This window comes from Micromonospora echinofusca, assembly GCF_900091445.1.
In the GTDB taxonomy this organism is placed as follows: domain Bacteria; phylum Actinomycetota; class Actinomycetes; order Mycobacteriales; family Micromonosporaceae; genus Micromonospora; species Micromonospora echinofusca.
In genome coordinates, this window is record NZ_LT607733.1 from 5499224 (window position 1) to 5515094 (window position 15871).

The 15871-nt window shown below is 74.0% G+C and carries 13 protein-coding genes; 4 read left to right on the forward strand and 9 right to left on the reverse strand.

Translation table 11 applies throughout. The features are described from left to right. Positions 1-36: 36 nt before the first annotated feature. Complete coding sequence (locus tag GA0070610_RS23385) at positions 37-1440, reverse strand: NAD(P)H-quinone dehydrogenase (RefSeq protein WP_089002038.1); 1404 nt, start codon at positions 1438-1440, stop codon at positions 37-39. Positions 1441-1605: 165 nt separating this feature from the next. On the opposite strand from GA0070610_RS23385, the gene GA0070610_RS23390 reads away from it, so the two are divergent. Then, on the forward strand, positions 1606-2061 hold the full coding sequence (locus tag GA0070610_RS23390; protein ID WP_089002039.1) for a gamma-glutamylcyclotransferase: 456 nt from the start codon (positions 1606-1608) through the stop codon (positions 2059-2061). Positions 2062-2152: 91 nt separating this feature from the next. Here GA0070610_RS23390 and GA0070610_RS23395 read toward each other — a convergent pair whose 3' ends face one another. The 4 genes from GA0070610_RS23395 to GA0070610_RS23410 are packed head-to-tail and all read right to left on the reverse strand — an operon-like array spanning position 2153 to position 5540. Further along, positions 2153-3115, reverse strand: a complete 963-nt coding sequence (locus GA0070610_RS23395; protein ID WP_089002040.1) for a GNAT family N-acetyltransferase — start codon at positions 3113-3115, stop codon at positions 2153-2155. Positions 3116-3173: 58 nt separating this feature from the next. After that, entirely contained in the window at positions 3174-3917 is a 744-nt protein-coding gene (locus GA0070610_RS23400) for an SCO6745 family protein (RefSeq protein WP_089002041.1), read from the reverse strand. Between the two features lie 37 nt (positions 3918-3954). Continuing rightward, the gene (locus GA0070610_RS23405; protein WP_089002042.1) at positions 3955-4905 is read right to left on the reverse strand and encodes a hypothetical protein; all 951 of its coding nucleotides are present in this window, start codon (positions 4903-4905) and stop codon (positions 3955-3957) included. Between the two features lie 5 nt (positions 4906-4910). Beyond that, on the reverse strand, positions 4911-5540 hold the full coding sequence (locus GA0070610_RS23410; protein ID WP_089002043.1) for an MBL fold metallo-hydrolase: 630 nt from the start codon (positions 5538-5540) through the stop codon (positions 4911-4913). Between the two features lie 116 nt (positions 5541-5656). Between GA0070610_RS23410 and GA0070610_RS23415 the strand changes: the two genes are divergently transcribed. Then, a complete protein-coding gene (locus GA0070610_RS23415; RefSeq protein WP_089002044.1) occupies positions 5657-6643 on the forward strand; it encodes a DUF4349 domain-containing protein in 987 nt (328 codons plus the stop codon). Here the strand turns inward: GA0070610_RS23415 and GA0070610_RS23420 are convergent. Together GA0070610_RS23420 and GA0070610_RS23425 are read right to left on the reverse strand one after the other, a co-directional pair. Continuing rightward, positions 6600-7859, reverse strand: a complete 1260-nt coding sequence (locus GA0070610_RS23420) for an amidohydrolase (RefSeq protein WP_089002045.1) — start codon at positions 7857-7859, stop codon at positions 6600-6602. The genes GA0070610_RS23415 and GA0070610_RS23420 overlap by 44 nt on opposite strands. Before the next feature lie 708 nt (positions 7860-8567). Next, entirely contained in the window at positions 8568-10151 is a 1584-nt protein-coding gene (locus tag GA0070610_RS23425; protein ID WP_089002046.1) for an acyl-CoA mutase large subunit family protein, read from the reverse strand. 213 nt (positions 10152-10364) lie between these two features. Here GA0070610_RS23425 and GA0070610_RS23430 point away from each other — a divergent pair, with 213 nt between their 5' ends. Together GA0070610_RS23430 and GA0070610_RS23435 are read left to right on the forward strand one after the other, a co-directional pair. Beyond that, entirely contained in the window at positions 10365-12533 is a 2169-nt protein-coding gene (locus tag GA0070610_RS23430) for a serine/threonine-protein kinase (RefSeq protein ID WP_089002047.1), read from the forward strand. A gap of 48 nt (positions 12534-12581) precedes the next feature. Then, a complete protein-coding gene (locus GA0070610_RS23435) occupies positions 12582-14306 on the forward strand; it encodes a phospho-sugar mutase (protein ID WP_089002048.1) in 1725 nt (574 codons plus the stop codon). A gap of 145 nt (positions 14307-14451) precedes the next feature. Here the strand turns inward: GA0070610_RS23435 and GA0070610_RS23440 are convergent, their stop codons facing one another. Together GA0070610_RS23440 and upp are read right to left on the reverse strand one after the other, a co-directional pair. Continuing rightward, complete coding sequence (locus GA0070610_RS23440) at positions 14452-15129, reverse strand: GOLPH3/VPS74 family protein (protein ID WP_089002049.1); 678 nt, start codon at positions 15127-15129, stop codon at positions 14452-14454. A 77-nt stretch (positions 15130-15206) separates the two neighbouring features. Beyond that, entirely contained in the window at positions 15207-15839 is a 633-nt protein-coding gene (gene upp / locus GA0070610_RS23445; protein WP_089002050.1) for a uracil phosphoribosyltransferase, read from the reverse strand. Positions 15840-15871 lie beyond the last annotated feature (32 nt).

Here is a 15871-nt window from a genome sequence, read left to right on the forward strand (position 1 = left end):
GTCGCCGGGGTGGCCCGGGCGGCGCGGCCGGTGCGGTCACTCCAGCTCGTGCAGCATGAGCTGGCGGGCGGCCTCGGTGATGGAACCGGAGAGGCTCGGGTAGATCGTGATCGTCTGGGCCAGCTCGTTGACCGTGAGGTTGTTCTCCACCGCCATGGTGATCGGCAGGATCAGCTCGCTGGCCTTCGGCGCCACCACGACGCCGCCGATCACCTGGCCGCTGGCCGGGCGGCAGAAGAGCTTGACGAAGCCGTCGGCGAGGTCGTCCATCTTCGCCCGGGCGTTGCCGTCCAGCGCCAGCATCACCTGCCGGGCCGGCACCTTGCCCGCGTCGACCTCGTCCTGCGAGACGCCCACGGTGGCCAGCTCCGGGTCGGTGAACACGTTCGCCGCGACGGTACGCAGCCGCAGCGGCCGTACCGCCTCGCCGAGCGCGTGCCACATCGCGATCCGGCCCTGCATGGCGGCCACGCTGGCCAGGGGCAGCACGCCCGTGCAGTCGCCGGCGGCGTAGATGCCGGGCACGTTGGTCCGGGAGACCCGGTCGACGGTGACGTAGCCGCCCCGGGCCAGCGCGACGCCGTACTCGGCGAGGCCCAGGTCGGCGGTGTTGGGGATGGAGCCGACCGCGATCAGGGCGTGGGAGCCGGCCACCCGGCGGCCGTCGGAGAGTTCGACCTCCACCCCGTCGGCGGTACGCCGGACCGCGTCCGCCCGCGAGTTGTTCAGGATGCTCATGCCCCGGTTGCGGAAGACCCGCTCGATCGCCATCGCCGCGTCGGCGTCCTCGTGCGGCATCACCCGGTCGCGGCTGGAGACCAGGGTCACCTGCACGCCCATGGCCAGGTAGGCGCTGGCGAACTCCGCGCCGGTGACGCCGGAGCCGACCACGATCAGGTGCTCGGGCAACTCCGGCAGGTCGTACACCTGGCGCCAGGTCAGGATGCGCTCACCGTCGGGAACGGCGGTGGGCAGCTGGCGCGGGGTGGCGCCGGTGGCGATGAGCACGGTCGACGCGGCGATCGACTGCTCCTCGCCGCCGCCGGTCGGGGTGACGAGCACCCGGTGGGTGTGGCCGAGGGTGTCCTCGCCGAGGCGGGCGGTGCCCGGCACGAAGGTCACCCCGGCCTTGACCAGCTTGGCGTGGATGTCGGCGGACTGGGCGAGCGCGAGGCGCTTGACCCGCTCGTGCACCGCGCTGGCGTCGACGGTGACGGCCTCCAGCCCGTCGGAGTGCACCCCGAACTCCTCGGTGTCCCGATAGCCGGTGACCACCTCGGAGCTGGCGATGAAGGTCTTCGACGGTACGCAGTCGGACAGCACGCAGGCCCCGCCGGCGCCCTCGGCCTCGACGACGGTGACATCAGCGTCCAACTGCGCGGCGACCAGGGCCGCCTCGTAGCCGGCCGGTCCACCGCCGATGATCACGATCCGGCTCACAGGGCCATCCTTTCGTTCGCGACTGCGGGGCTCCGCTCCGCTGCACTCCTCGCGCTCACCGCGCTCGCCCTTCGTCAGTGCTCACAGTGACTTTCTTCTCCCGAAAGCGTCCGACACGCTCTGTCGTATTCTCCCCCACCCCGCGGGCGGGCTATCGTCATCGCCGTGCGTCATCACGCCGCCTACGGCTCAAACCTCGACCCCGCCCGCATGCGCGCCTACTGCCCGCATTCGCCGATGGTGGGCACCGGCTGGCTGGAGGGCTGGCGGCTCACCTTCGCGGGCGAAGACGTGATCGGCTGGGAGGGCGCGGTCAGCACGGTCGTCGAGTCCCCCGGCGACCGGGTGTTCGTGGCGATCTACGACATCCACCCGTACGACGCCGCCCAGCTCGACGAGCTGGAGGGGGTGGCCGCCGGCACCTACCGCAAGCTGCACGTGCGCATCTCCACCCTCGACGGCGACGTGACCGCGTGGATCTACGTCTTCGACGGGTACGAGGGCGGGCTGCCCACGGCGTGGTACCTCTCGGAGATCGCGAACGCCGCCGAGAAGGCGGGTGCGCCGGACGACTACGTCACCGAGCTGCGGTCCCGCCCCACCGGCACCGCGTCGGCCTGACGCCTCTCGTCGGCCCAGCGCGTATCCCACGGCCCCCAGTCTGCTCCGGTGCCGGGCGGAGCCTCCAGCCGGCCCCGGCCGGCGTCGTCAATCACACACCGGCGGCCGGGACCACCAGTTCGTACATGTCGACCCAGCGCACCTCGCCGAGCCCCACCGACCGGTAGAGCGAGAGCGGGGCGGTGGGGTTCGTCAGGTCCACCCCGAGGCCGGCGGAGGCCCGGCCCTTCGCCGCGTACCGGGCGAACGCGTGGTGCAGCAGGGCCGCGCCCACGCCCCGGCGCCGCTGCCCGGGAAGCACGGCGAGGTTCTTGACCCAACCCTCGTTCCGGTCGAGCCCCTGGTCGGACGACTGGAGGATGCCCGCCGGCTCCCCGTCGACCTCGGCGACGAACCACTCGTCCCAGGCCGGGTCGGCCCCGATCCGGGCCCGCCACAGGTCGAAGCCGAGCGGCTCGTAGTCGGGGATGTCGCGGAAGGAGGTGTCGTAGATCCGGTGGAAGTCACGCAGATCCGACTCGTCGCCGGGGCGCAGCGGACGGACCGTCACCCCCGCCGAGGGTGCCGGCGGCTCGGCGGGCAGCCCCGCCAGCGACCGGCTCATGACCTGGTAACGCTTGACGAAGCCGAATCCCGCGTCGACCAGTTCCTCGGCCCACCGCCGCTCGGGCGGGTACGCGGGGCTGCGTACCGTCAGGGCCGGCAGACCGCGCTCGGCCGCCCGCCCGGCCACCCGGTCCAGCTGCCGGGCCAACAGCGACGCCCGCACTGCGGCGCCCCGCTCCGGGTCGACGAAGACGTCGACGAACTCCCGACCCACCCCGCCCGGGTTGTCCAGCATCGCCCACGCCACCAGCGTGCCGTCCGGCTCGGCCACCACCCAGGAGTCCCGTTCCGGGTCGACGTTCGGCGCGGTCAGCGCGTCACGCACGTCCTCGGCGGTGAAGTCCGGGTAGCCGAGGGTGAAGGTGTCGGCGGCGTGCACCACCGCCAGGATCGCCGGTACGTCGTCGAGGGTGGGTCGGCGGGCCTGCCAACCGGCGGGGAGGGTCACGGAGGCGATCCTGACAGCCGGGCCGCAGAAGCGCCGCCGAATTTCCGGCTGCGGCGGCTCAGCCCGCGTCGGCCAGGCGGGCCCGGGTCGCGGTGAGCAGTTCCAGCAGCTCGGCGCCGTCCGCCGGGCCGAGCGCCGCGAAGGCCGGCGCGGCCAGCCGGTCGGTCACCGCCTGGGCCCAGAGCCGCCGCCGGACCAGCGGCCCGACCGGAGGGTACGGCGGCGGCCAGCCGCAGGCGACCGCACCCGCCTCGCCGTCCGGGCCGGCGAGCACGGCCTCCAACGGCGTCATCCCGCTGGCCCGGACCGCGATCAGGTGCGCGCCGGCGAAGTGCTCCCGGAGCAGACGCAGGCCGACGGCCGCCCGGGCGCCGGCCGTACGGACCGGCACCGGCATGGCCCGCCAGGCGGCGAAGAGCGGCATGCCGCTGGCGTCCGCGGCGTCGACGGCGCGGCCGAGCAGGGCGGCGAGTCGGCTCACCCCGGCAAGGGGGTCGAGCCGCTCCTCGCCCCACCGGCAGCACTCGGCCAGGGTGGCGGCGGCCACCTCGACCGGCGGGACGACCCGCCGGGCCGCGTCCCAGCCGTCGGCGACCGCGTCGGGGGCCAGGAAGCCGAGGGCGGCGGCGACCGTCTCCGCGCGGACGTCCCCGAGGGCGCCGGCCCGCCCGGTGACGTAGAACGCCCAGCCGGAGATGCCGAGCAACCGCGCCCGGCGCAGGGTGGTCGGGCAGCGGGTGAAGAGGTCGCCGAGTTCCAGCACGACCGGCTTGCTGGCCGCCGCCACCTGTTCCGGCGTCATCCGCACGCTCCCCGGTCGCCCCGTCCGTCCACAAGGGTCAGTCTGCCGCGCCGGCGTCCGCGTCGGCATCCCCCTCTTCGGCGTCGAGTGCCTCCACCGCCGCCTCCACCTCGCCGGCGCGCCGGCGGGCGGCGGTCACGGTCCGCTCCGCCCCGCGCCGCGCCAGCCGCGCCCGGCTCAGGTCCTGCTCGGCGACGGCCCGGCGGCGCTCCAGCTCGGCCAGTTCCGCCTCGATCGCGTCCAGGGCGGCGACGCCGTCGCGCTCGGCCGCCGTCGCGCCCGCCAGCTCCGCCTCGGCCCGTTCCTGATCGGTACGCGCCCTCGCCAGCTCCTTCTCGATCGCCCGCCGCCGGCGTGCCCGCTCCGCCCGGGCGGCCCGCTGCGCCTGCTCGGCGCGGAGCGCGCCGCGCTCGGCGTCGCGCCGTTGCCTGTCGCCCGGCTCGGGGTGGGGTGCCGGTTCCGGCTCCTCCCCGCCGGTCACCAGCCGCAACTGCGGGCGGGGCACCTCCCCGAAGCCGGCGTAGGTGGCGGCCTTCAGCAGCCGGCCGGAGCGGACCTGCTCGGCGACGGCGGTGTCGGCGAGCGCCGCGTTGAGGGTGGCCTCCACCTCGGCCAGCGGCAGCTTCCCGGCCGACGGGGCCCCCTCCGCCCCGGCCGCGAGCTTGCGCACCTCGGCGACGAGCGCGCCGACCACCGCCCGCCGCTGGGTGGAGAGTTCCCGCAGCCGGGGCCCGCGCAGCTCGCGTTGGGCGGTGCGTAGCGCCTCGGCGAGCTGGGCCAGGTCGGCGACCAGTTCGGGTCGGCGGATGGCGAGCAGGTTGACCAGCCAGGCGGCCACGGTGGGCCGGCGCAGCCGGGCGATCTCCCGCGCGCCCTTCGGGTCGCCGGCACTGCGGGCCTCGGCGACCGCCTCGTCGCGGATCGCGACGAACCGGTCCGGCGCGGTGGTGTAGAGCCGGTGCACCAGCTCTCGGGACGGGCCGGGCATCGCCGTCAGGCGTCGATCCGGGTGCCCGGTTCGAGCCGGCGGTAGTCCACTTCGGACATCCTGGTGAAGTTGCCGTTGAGCACGTTGAGCCCGTTGTCGTTGAGCAGCCCGTCGTGCAACGCGTACGCCCGGCGCGGAGCGACCGCCCGGAGGAAGTCCAGCGACTCGGAGAACTTCGTCCACGGGGCGTGGATCGGCAGGAAGAGCGTGTCGACCTGGGCGTCCTCGGGGACCACCAGGCTGTCCCCGGGGTGGTAGACCACGTCGTCCAGCAGGTACGCCAGGTTGTCCACGACCGGGATGTCGGGGTGGATCACGGCGTGCCGGCCGCCGTAGGCGCGTACCGGCACGCCGGCGGCCGTGAACGACTGTCCCGGTCGGACCGCGTCGAGCGCCTCGGCGGCGTCGCCCAGGGTGCCGGCCAGCGACGCCGGACCGTGGATGACGAACCGACGCCGGTCGAGCTGCCGGCTGACCGCCTCGACGTCGACGTGGTCGGGGTGCTCGTGGGTGATGAGCACCGCGTCCGCCCCGTCGAGCGCCGCCGCCTCGCTGAACACGCCCGGGTCGATGACCAGCACTCCCCCGTCGTGCTCCACCCGCAGGCAGGAGTGGGCGTACTTGGTGAGCTGCATCGTGACTCCAAGATTATCGAATCGTGACGTCCTGAGCGCAGTCTGCCGGAACCGACGTGGTGACGCGTCACGTCTGAGGTATCGCCCCACACGGGGGCGAGGACGATGGAGGCGGGATGGACGTAGGGGAACGGCGACGTCGAGGCGTACGGCTGACGGCTGCCGCTCTGGTCGCGCTGCTCGCGTTGGCGGGCTGTGGCAGCGACGCGGGCGACAACGCCGACAGCGCGCCGGCGGCGGCCCCGGCGGAGCGGGACCGGGCGGGCGACGCGGCGGACCAGGCGGGCGGCGCGGCCGAGCCGGGCGCCGGCAAGGCCGAGCCGGGCGCCGGCGCCGGTGCGCCCGACCTGCGGGTCGACCAGCGGTCCATCATCTACACCGGCACGATGCGCGTGCAGGTGGAGGATGTGGACGACGCGGCGCGCAGCGCGATCGCCACGGTCACGGCGGCCGGCGGTTTCGTCGGCGGCGACCAGCGGCGCAGCGCCGACGCGGACGCGCGGGCCGAGCTGGAGCTGCGGGTGCCGGCGGCGAAGTTCCACGGCGTCGTCGAGGAGCTGGCGAAGCTGGGCCGGCAGCAGCGGCGGGAGATCCGCACCGAGGACGTCACCGAGCAGATGGTCGACCTGGACGCGCGGATCACCACCCAGCGCGCCCGGGTGGAGAGCGCCCGCAGGCTGCTGGCGAAGGCGACCTCGATCAGCGACCTGGTGTCGTTGGAGAACGAGCTGTCCCGGCGGGAGGCGGACCTGGCGTCGCTGGTGGCGAAGAAGGAGCGGCTGGCGGACCTGACCAGCCTGTCGACGATCACCGTGTCGCTGGTCGGTCCGGATGCGAGCACCGCCGACGAGGAGACCGAGGTCGGCTTCATGGTGGGGCTCGAGGGCGGCTGGAAGGTCTTCCTGACCTCGATGACCGTCCTGCTGACGGTGCTCGGCGCGGTGCTGCCGTGGCTGCTGGCGATCGGCGTACCGCTGACGGTGCTGCTGGTGGTGCTGCGCCGGCGGCGGCGCACGAGCCCGCCGCCGGCGATGCCGGGCGGACCGGCGGCGCCGCTGCCTACCGGGCCGCCGCCAGTGCCCGCAGCGCGGTCTGGACCATGAGCCGTACGCCGACCGGGATGGCCCGTTCGTCCACGTCGAACGAGGCCCGGTGCAGGTCCACGTTCGGGCCGGAGCGGCCGACACCCAGCCGGGCGAGCGCGCCGGGGACGTACTCCAGGTACCAGGAGAAGTCCTCGCCGCCCATGCTCTGCGGGGTCTCGGCCACGCCCTCCGGCCCGAGCGTGGCGGTGGTGGCGCCCGTGAGGACCTGGATGGCGCGGGAGTCGTTGCACACCGGCGGGCGGCCCCGCAGGTATTCGAGGTCGACGGTGGCCCCGGTCGGGGCGACGACGTCGCGGACGACCTGACCCACGATCTTGGGGGCCAGCTCCCAGGTGTCGCGGTCCATCACCCGCAGGGTGCCGGACGCGGACGCCTCGGAGGGGATGACGTTGTAACGGGTGCCGGCCGAGGCGTGGCCGAAGACCAGCAGCAGCCCGCTGTTGGCCGGCACCCGGCGGCTGACCAGCGCCGGCACCTCGGTGATCAGGCGGCCCAGGGCGTCGACCAGGTCGACGGTCAGGTGCGGGCGGGCGGTGTGCCCGCCGGGGCCGGTGAGCCGGACGGTGACGTTGTCGGCGGCGGCGGTGATCGGGCCGACCCGCAGGCCGATCTGCCCGACCGGCAGGTTGGGGTCGCAGTGCAGCGCGAAGATCTGCACCACGTCGTCCAGGCCGCCGGCCTCGATGACCTCCAGCGAGCCGCAGGGCAGGATCTCCTCGGCGGGCTGGAAGATCAGCCGGACCCGGCCGGGCAGCTCGCCCAGGTCGGCGAGCTGGGCGAGCAGCATGCCGACGCCGAGCATGACGGTGGTGTGCACGTCGTGACCGCAGGCGTGGCAGACGCCGTCCACGGTGGAGCGGTACGGCACGTCCTTCGAGTCGGTCAGCGGCAGGGCGTCGATGTCGGCGCGCAGCGCGACGACCGGACCGTCGGGGCGCCCGTCGATGTCGCAGATGACCCCGTTGCCCTTCGGCAGCAGCCGCGGCCGCAGCCCGGCCAGGGTGAGCTCCCGGGCGATCAGGGCGGCCGTCTCGAACTCCTCGCCGGAGAGCTCCGGGTGCGAGTGGAGGTGGCGACGGGTGGCGATCAGCCCGGGCACCCGGAGGGCGAGCAGGTGGTCCAGCTCGAACGGCAGGGGCTGGGACCCGGACGGCGCCTCCGGCCAGGACGACGCCAGCTGGTTGCCGGTGGGCAGCGTCAACGCACTCGTCACGTCGAATTCTCGTTCGCTAGAGATGGATGGATCATCAGGAACAGCAGACAGCCTAGACCTCCGACGGTGACGCTGCGCAACGTCGTTCCGGTAGCCGTCGGACCGCGCAGCGTCACGTATGCCCTGCTCGGAGCGCTCGTAGATCTGCGGGACAGCAGGTAGATCGCGGTCGAACGCCGTCATCTGCCACCCACCTCCTACAACGCGTAATCGGCCCGGCCGTCGCGAAATCGATGCCGATCGCAGAGGCCGCTTTTCCGAATTGTCGCATTAGTCGGTCACGTCGACGGACACTCCGACAATTACCCGACCTTCGTCAGAGCGAGGGCACCCGAGACGGTCACACACCCCGTCGCCGACCAACCGCACACCGTGTGCGTCCACGTCCACCCGGTCGGGTTACCCCCGAACCCGTCCGGCACACGCCGTGGCCGGTGGGCCACGTCGCCCCGCACTGCGCGCGCAGCCACCGGCGGCGTCGCCGGGGCCGCATCCACGCGCCCGCGCCGCCGATGGGCGGCCAGGGTCCCCTCCGACTGTAGCGCTCCTCCCCGCAGGCCCGCGACCAGCAGGAACGCGCCGTGGGCGGGTCGTTACCCGCACGTGCACCCGCCGGTTACGGCGCAGGGGTGAAGCGGTGCCGCGCCGACGCCGACGGCCGCCCACCCCCGGCGCGGCGGGAGGTCGGACGGCCGTCGGTCGACGTGATCAGAACCGGTCGCTCGGGCGGTACAGCCCCCACACCTGGCGCAGGGTGCCGCAGACCTCGCCCACGGTGGCGCGGGCCCGCAGCGCCTCCTTCATCGGGTAGAGCACGTTCTCCGTGCCCTCGGCGGCGGCCCGCAGCTCCGCCAGCCCCCGCTCGACCGCCCCGGCGTCGCGCTCGGCACGCAGCCGGGTCAGCCGCTCGCCCTGCGCCGCCTCGATCGTCGGGTCGACCCGCAGCGGCTCGTACGGCTCCTCCTCGTCGACGGTGAACCGGTTGAGGCCCACCACCACCCGCTCGCCGGAGTCGATCTCCTGCGCGATCCGGTACGCGGACTGCTCGATCTCCCGCTTCTGGAAGCCCGCCTCGATGGCGTCGACCGCCGAGCCGTGGTCGGCCACCCGCTCCATCAGCTCGGTCGCCGCCGCCTCGATCTCGGCGGTCATCGCCTCCACCACGTACGAGCCGGCGAACGGGTCCACCGTCGCGGTCAGGTCCGTCTCGTACGCCAGCACCTGCTGGGTACGCAGCGCCAGCCGGGCCGCCTTCTCGGTGGGCAGCGCGATCGCCTCGTCGAAGCTGTTGGTGTGCAGCGACTGGGTGCCGCCGAGCACCGCGCCGAGGCCCTGCACCGCCACCCGGACCAGGTTGACCTCGGGCTGCTGGGCGGTGAGCTGCACGCCCGCGGTCTGGGTGTGGAAGCGCAGCATCATCGACTTCGGGTTCTTGGCGCCGAAGTCGTCGCGCATCAGCCGGGCCCAGATCCGGCGGGCGGCCCGGAACTTGGCCACCTCCTCCAGCAGGGTGGTGCGGGCGACGAAGAAGAACGACAGCCGGGGCGCGAAGTCGTCCACGGCCAGGCCGGCCGCCAGCGCGGCCCGGACGTACTCGACGCCGTTGGCCAGGGTGAACGCGATCTCCTGCGCGGGCGACGCGCCGGCCTCGGCCATGTGGTAGCCGGAGATGGAGATCGTGTTCCACTTCGGCACCTCCTTGCGGCAGTAGCCGAAGGTGTCGGCCACCAGCCGCAGCGAGGGCTTCGGCGGGAAGATGTACGTCCCCCGGGCGATGTACTCCTTGAGGATGTCGTTCTGGATCGTGCCGTTGAGGGCCGAGCCGGCGACCCCGTTCTCCTCCGCCACGAGCTGGTAGAGCAGGAGCAGCACCGACCCCGGCGCGTTGATGGTCATCGACGTCGAGACCTTGTCGAGCGGGATGCCGTCGAAGAGCAGCCGCATGTCGTCGATCGAGTCGATGGCCACCCCGACCTTGCCCACCTCGCCGTGCGCGATCGGGTCGTCGGAGTCGTAGCCCATCTGCGTCGGCAGGTCGAAGGCCACGGAGAGACCCATCGTGCCGGCCCGCAACAACTGGTGGTACCGCGCGTTGGACTCGGTGGCGGTACCGAAGCCGGCGTACTGGCGCATGGTCCACGGGCGGGAGGTGTACATGGTGGGGTAGACCCCGCGCGTGTACGGGAACTCGCCCGGTCCGCCGAGCCGGGAGTCCAGTTCCTCCGGAAGGTCCGCCGCCGTGTAGACGCCCTTGATCGGAAAACCGGACTCGCTTGACCGCGGTTCGCTCATTAGCGGATGGTAGGACGCGCGACGGCGTCGACGGGTGAGGGATACCGCACACCGGTCGACGCGTCGACGGGCATCGACGAGAGGTGAACGCTCGGACACGTACCGTCCAGTTCGACAAACGTCCGCCGCGTCGGGTTTCGCATCGGGCGTCGGAACCAGCAAGATAGGGGGGTTGTGTCCCAGCCCCCCTCGAATTCCCCCGGTGGCTTTTCTGTGACTCAGATCCCGACGTGGAGCGGCGGACCAGTCAGTTCCCCCAACGGACGCGCGACGCCCGGCACGACCATCGGCGACCGTTACTCGCTGCGTTCGACGGTGGGCAACGGCGGCATGGGTACGGTCTGGCGTGCCACGGACACACTCCTGCGGCGGGACGTGGCCGTCAAGGAGGTCGTCCTGCCCCCGGGGCTGGCCCCCAGCGACCGCGACGCCATGTACGAGCGCACCCTGCGCGAGGCCCGCGCGGCGGCGGCGATCCAGCACCCGGCCGTCGTCCAGGTCTACGACGTGGTCACCGAGGGCGGCCGGCCGTGGATCGTGATGGAGCTGCTCGACGCCCGCAGCCTCGCCGACATGGTGATCGAGGACGGGCCGGTCGCGCAGCGGGTGGTCGCCAAGATCGGCATCGCGCTGCTCGGCGCGCTGGAGGTGGCGCACGCGATCGGCGTGCTGCACCGCGACGTCAAGCCGGCCAACGTGCTGATCTGCGCCGACGGGCGCTGCGTGCTGACCGACTTCGGCGTGGCCCGGATGCCCACCGACGTGCAGCTCACCACCCCCGGGATGGTGCTCGGCTCGCCGCACTTCATCTCCCCCGAGCGCGCGATGGGCCAGGAGTTCGGCCCGCCGAGCGACCTCTTCTCGCTGGGCGTCACGCTCTACACGGCGGTGGAGGGGCGGCCCCCGTTCGACAAGGGCGACCCGATCGAGACCATGCACGCCGTGGTCGAGGACCCGCCCGCCCCGCCGCAGCGCAGCGGGCCGCTGGCCCGGGTGCTGATGGGCCTGCTGGAGAAGGACCCGGCCCGCCGTCTCGACGTGCACACCGCCCGGGCCATGCTGCGCGAGCTGCTCGCCGGCCCGCTGACCAGCAACGCCGCCGCGGTGAACTCGGTGACCGATCCCTACTCCGTGGTGCCGGTGCAGCGGCCCGTGCCGACCCCGCCGGCCGCCCAGCCGGAGCAGCCGAAGCCGAGCGGGCAGATCGGCGGCCGGGCGATGCTCAACCCCGGCGAGTCGCTCACCGACCGGCTGGCGGCGCTGCGCCGGGGCGAGCGCCCCGCGCAGGCCGCCCTCGCCGCGAGCCCCGCCGCGATGGACGACACCAGCGCCGACGCCCTGGCCGGGCCGCTGCACACCCCCACCGGCGCGATGCCGGCGCCGGGCGGCCCCACCCCGGCCGGCCGCACCTACGGCGGCGCCGAGGCGACCCAGCGGATGGGGTCCGGCGGCTCGGACGCGACCCAGCAGCTACGCACCAACGCCGCCGGTCTGGTCGGCTTCAGCGGCCCGACGGAGGCGACCCCGCGGGTGAAGGCGGGCACGCCTGCCTTCGGGCCCCCGCCGGAGGCCACCCAGCGGGTGACCGCCGGCACCCCCGTCTTCGGCGCACCGCCGCCCGAGGCGACCCAGCAGCTCGGCGGGACGTACGGCGGCGGTCAGTGGTCGGTGCCCGGCACCGGCCAGGCGTGGGCGACCCCGGCCACCGCGCCGGCCGCAGGCGGATCCGGCGGCGGCTTCGCCGGTCGGGTCGGCACCGTCGGCAACCAGCTCGTCGGCACGGTCAAGGGCTGGCCGCGCAAGGTGCAGCTCGCCGCCGCCGGCGGCCTGGCCGCGCTGCTTCTGATCGGAGCGGTCGTCCTCTTCACCGGCGGCGACGACCCGGCACCCACCGTGCCGCAGGCCGCCCCGACCTCGCAGGCCCCGGCCGCCGGGGTGCCCGAGATGAAGGAGCACACCGGCAAGGGCGTACGGGTCCTGGTGCCGCAGGGCTGGGAGGTCAAGAGCGCCGGCGTGTGGGTGGACTACATCGACCCGGAGGACGAGGGCCGCAAGGTCCGGATCCTGGTGGAGGACTTCCGCACCACCTCCATGCGCTGGGCGGAGGTCGCCGAGGACACCCTGAAGAACCGTTCCAAGTCCTGCGCCAAGCCGTACGCCCAGGTCGCCATGAACGAGGTGCAGTGGGTCGGCAAGGCGGCGGCCGAGTTCGAGTACACCTGCGGCGAGGGCGAGGCCAAGCGGCACGGCGTGTGGCGCGGCGTGGTCCACGAGGGCAAGGTCTACTCGTTCTACCTGACCTCGACCGACGCGAAGTTCGCGGACAGCAAGCCGATCTTCGACGAGATGGTGAAGTCGTTCCAGCTCACCGAGGCCGGCTGAGCCCCGGGGGAAGCGCGGTGGTGATCCGCCGGCGTGCTATCAAGAGACATGCCGGCGGAAACCACTGACATCGACGACATTCGCGAGCGAGCGCGGCGCTGGCTCGACGACGATCCCGACCCGGCCAGCCGGGAGGAGCTGCGGGCGGTGCTCGACCGCCTGCCGGCGAGCGCCCCGGAGCTGGCCGACCGGTTCGCCGGCCCGCTGACCTTCGGCACCGCCGGGCTGCGCGGGCCGCTGCGCGCCGGCCCCAACGGAATGAACCTCGCGGTGGTCACCCAGGCCGCCGCCGGGCTGGTCGGCTGGCTCGCCGCCCAGGGCGGCACCGGTCCGCTCGTGATCGGGTACGACGCCCGGCACGGTTCCCGCGAGTTCGCCGAGCGCACCGCCCAGGTCGCCACCGGCGCGGGACGCCCGGCGCTGCTGCTGCCCCGTCCCCTGCCCACCCCTGTGCTCGCATACGCGGTGCGCCACCTCGGGGCGGTCGCCGGGGTGATGGTCACGGCCAGCCACAACCCGCCGCAGGACAACGGCTACAAGGTCTACCTCGGCGCGGAGCTGGGCGGGGCGCTGGGCGCGGGCGCCCAGATCGTGCCGCCGGCCGACGCCGGCATCGAGGCCGCGATCCGGTCGGTCGGGCCGCTGGCCGGGGTGCCGCTCGGCCCGGCCGGGCAGGTGCTCGGCGACGACCTGGTGGCCTCCTACGTGGAGCGGGCCACCGCCGTCATCGACCCGGACGGCTCGCGCGACCTGGCGGTGGCGTACACGCCGCTGCACGGGGTGGGCGCGGCGGTGCTCACCGCGGCGTTCGCCAGTGCGGGCTTCCCCGTGCCCGGTGTGGTGCCCGAGCAGGCCGAGCCCGACCCCGCGTTCCCGACCGTCGCCTTCCCCAACCCGGAGGAGCCGGGGGCGGTGGACCGGCTGGTCGCGCTGGCCGAGGCGACCGGCGCGGACATCGCCATCGCCAACGATCCCGACGCGGACCGCTGCGCCGTGGCCGTCCGGGACACCGCTCGGGCGGCGAGCGCGGGCGGCGAGGTCGCCGGCCCGGCCCAACCCGACGGGAACCCGCCCGGCTGGCGGATGCTGCGCGGCGACGAGGTGGGTGTGCTGCTGGCCGACCACCTCATGCGGCGCGGCGTGACCGGGCTGTACGCCACCACGATCGTGTCGTCGTCCCTGCTGCGGGCGATGTGCGCCGCCCGGGGCCTGCCGTACGACGAGACGCTGACCGGGTTCAAGTGGATCGTACGGGCCGGCGGCGGGGCCGAGCCGCTGGTCTTCGGCTACGAGGAGGCGCTCGGCTACTGCGTCGCCCCCGAGCACGTACGCGACAAGGACGGCATCACCGCCGCGCTGACCGTCGCCGAGCTGGCCGCCGGGCTCAAGGCGCGGGGACTCACCCTGACCGACCGGCTCGACGAGCTGGCCGCCGAGTTCGGCGTGCACCACACCGACCAGCTCTCGGTGCGGGTGGACGACCTGCGGCTGATCGCCGACGCGATGGCCCGGATCCGGGCCGCCACCCCCACGACGCTGCTCGGCCAGCCGGTCACCGAGACACAGGACCTGCTCCCCGAGGCGGACGTGGTGATCCTGCGTACCGGCACCGCCCGGGTGGTGATCCGCCCCTCGGGCACCGAGCCGAAGCTCAAGGCGTACCTGGAGGTGGTGGAGCCGGTGGCGGACGGCGACGTCGCCGGAGCCCGCGCCCGTGCCACCGACGCGGTCGCCACCCTCCGCACGGAAATGGCCACGACCCTAGGCCTCTGACCCACCCACCCCACCCCGCCGCGTTGATCGTGAGGTTGGCGGCACTGGAAAGCGCTTCCCCGCCCCGCCAACCTCATGATCGACGGGTGTCGGGGGCACGGCCGGATGGGTGGTGGGGTGGGTGGGGTGGTCCAGCCGGGGTGGGTCAGCGGCGGGGGCCCAGGGCGGCGTCGACGGCGCGGCCCAGGGCGGCCACGACGAGGCCGACCGAGGGGCGGACCACGGAGTCGTCCAGGCTGACGGTGCCGGAGAAGCCGGCGCCGCCGGCGATCTCCTCCAGGCGCTGCCGGGCCTCCCGGGCCGCGTCGCCGGTCAGGCCGAGCGCCGGCTCCATCCGCAGCACCGCGACCAGGGTGGCCAGCGCGGCGGTCCGCTCGTCGGGCAGTTCGCCGCTGGCCAGTGCCTCGGCGAGCCGGCGTCGGGTGTCCGCCTCGACGGCGGGGTCCACGGTCGGGTAGCGGTGCACGTGGATGAAGCCCAGCTCGGTCTCGTCGACGTCACGCACCACGCCCTGGGCGCACAGGTCGCCGAGGATCTTGTCGCGCAGGCCGTGCCGCAGCCGCTGCACCCAGGACGAGGGGCTGTGCGGCGTGTCGGCCGCCATGCGGGCGAGGACCCCGTCGACGAGTGGCTCGCCGGTGGGCGTCGGGTCGACCACCGTCAGGGACCCCGCGGAGTACGCGATCCGCCCGGCCAGGGCCAGTTCGATCAGCACCGCGGCGGCCATCCCCAGGTCGAGGCTGATCCGCGGCATGGTCGCCTTGCCGGTCTCGTCGTCGTACGCGAGGAGAAGCAGCTCTTCGGCGAGCGCAACACCAGTCATGGCCGGAGACGGTAGCGGCTGCGCGCATCCCGCGCACGGACTCGCGCACGGATTCACGCGCAGCCGCGCGACGGACCTCAGAAGCGGGGCATGCCACCGAACTGGCGGTCGCCGGCGTCGCCGAGCCCCGGCACGATGAACATGCGGTCGTTGAGCCCCTCGTCGATGGAGGCGGTGACCAGGCGCAGCGGCAGGCCGGAGCGCTCCAGCCGCTCGATGCCGACGGGCGCGGCGAGCACGCAGAGCACCGTGATGTCGGTGCACCCACGGTCGGCCAGCAGCCGGCAGCAGTGCTCCAGCGAGCCGCCGGTGGCGAGCATCGGGTCGAGCACCAGCACCGGCAGGCCGCTGAGGTCGCGCGGCAGCGACTCCATGTAGGCGCGCGGCTCGTACGTCTCCTCGTCGCGGGCCAGGCCGACGAAGCCCATCGAGGATTCCGGCAGCAGGCCGAGCGCGGCGTCGGCCATGCCCAGGCCGGCCCGCAGCACCGGTACGAGCAGCGGCGGGTTGGCCAGCCGGGTGCCCTCGGTGCCGGTGACGGGGGTCTGCACCGGGTACTTCTCGACGGGGAACGAGCGCGCGGCCTCGTACACCAGCATGGTGGTGAGTTCGTGCAGCGCCGCCCGGAACGAGGAGGAGTCGGTGCGCGCGTCCCGCATGGCGGTCAGCCGCGACTGGGCGAGCGGATGGTCAATGACGTGTACGTCCACGATCGCTCAACCTACCGGTCGCCCCGCTCCCG

What these genes read in the sequence shown, in the direction of transcription:
- GA0070610_RS23425 (WP_089002046.1), bottom strand. Translation starts at nt 10,151, where the DNA reads ATGAGCGAACCGCGGTCAAGCGAGTCCGGTTTTCCGATCAAGGGCGTC.
- GA0070610_RS23400 (WP_089002041.1), bottom strand. Translation starts at nt 3,917, where the DNA reads ATGACGCCGGAACAGGTGGCGGCGGCCAGCAAGCCGGTCGTGCTGGAA.
- GA0070610_RS23405 (WP_089002042.1), bottom strand. Translation starts at nt 4,905, where the DNA reads ATGCCCGGCCCGTCCCGAGAGCTGGTGCACCGGCTCTACACCACCGCG.
- GA0070610_RS23435 (WP_089002048.1), top strand. Translation starts at nt 12,582, where the DNA reads ATGCCGGCGGAAACCACTGACATCGACGACATTCGCGAGCGAGCGCGG.
- GA0070610_RS23440 (WP_089002049.1), bottom strand. Translation starts at nt 15,129, where the DNA reads ATGACTGGTGTTGCGCTCGCCGAAGAGCTGCTTCTCCTCGCGTACGAC.
- GA0070610_RS23410 (WP_089002043.1), bottom strand. Translation starts at nt 5,540, where the DNA reads ATGCAGCTCACCAAGTACGCCCACTCCTGCCTGCGGGTGGAGCACGAC.
- GA0070610_RS23415 (WP_089002044.1), top strand. Translation starts at nt 5,657, where the DNA reads ATGGACGTAGGGGAACGGCGACGTCGAGGCGTACGGCTGACGGCTGCC.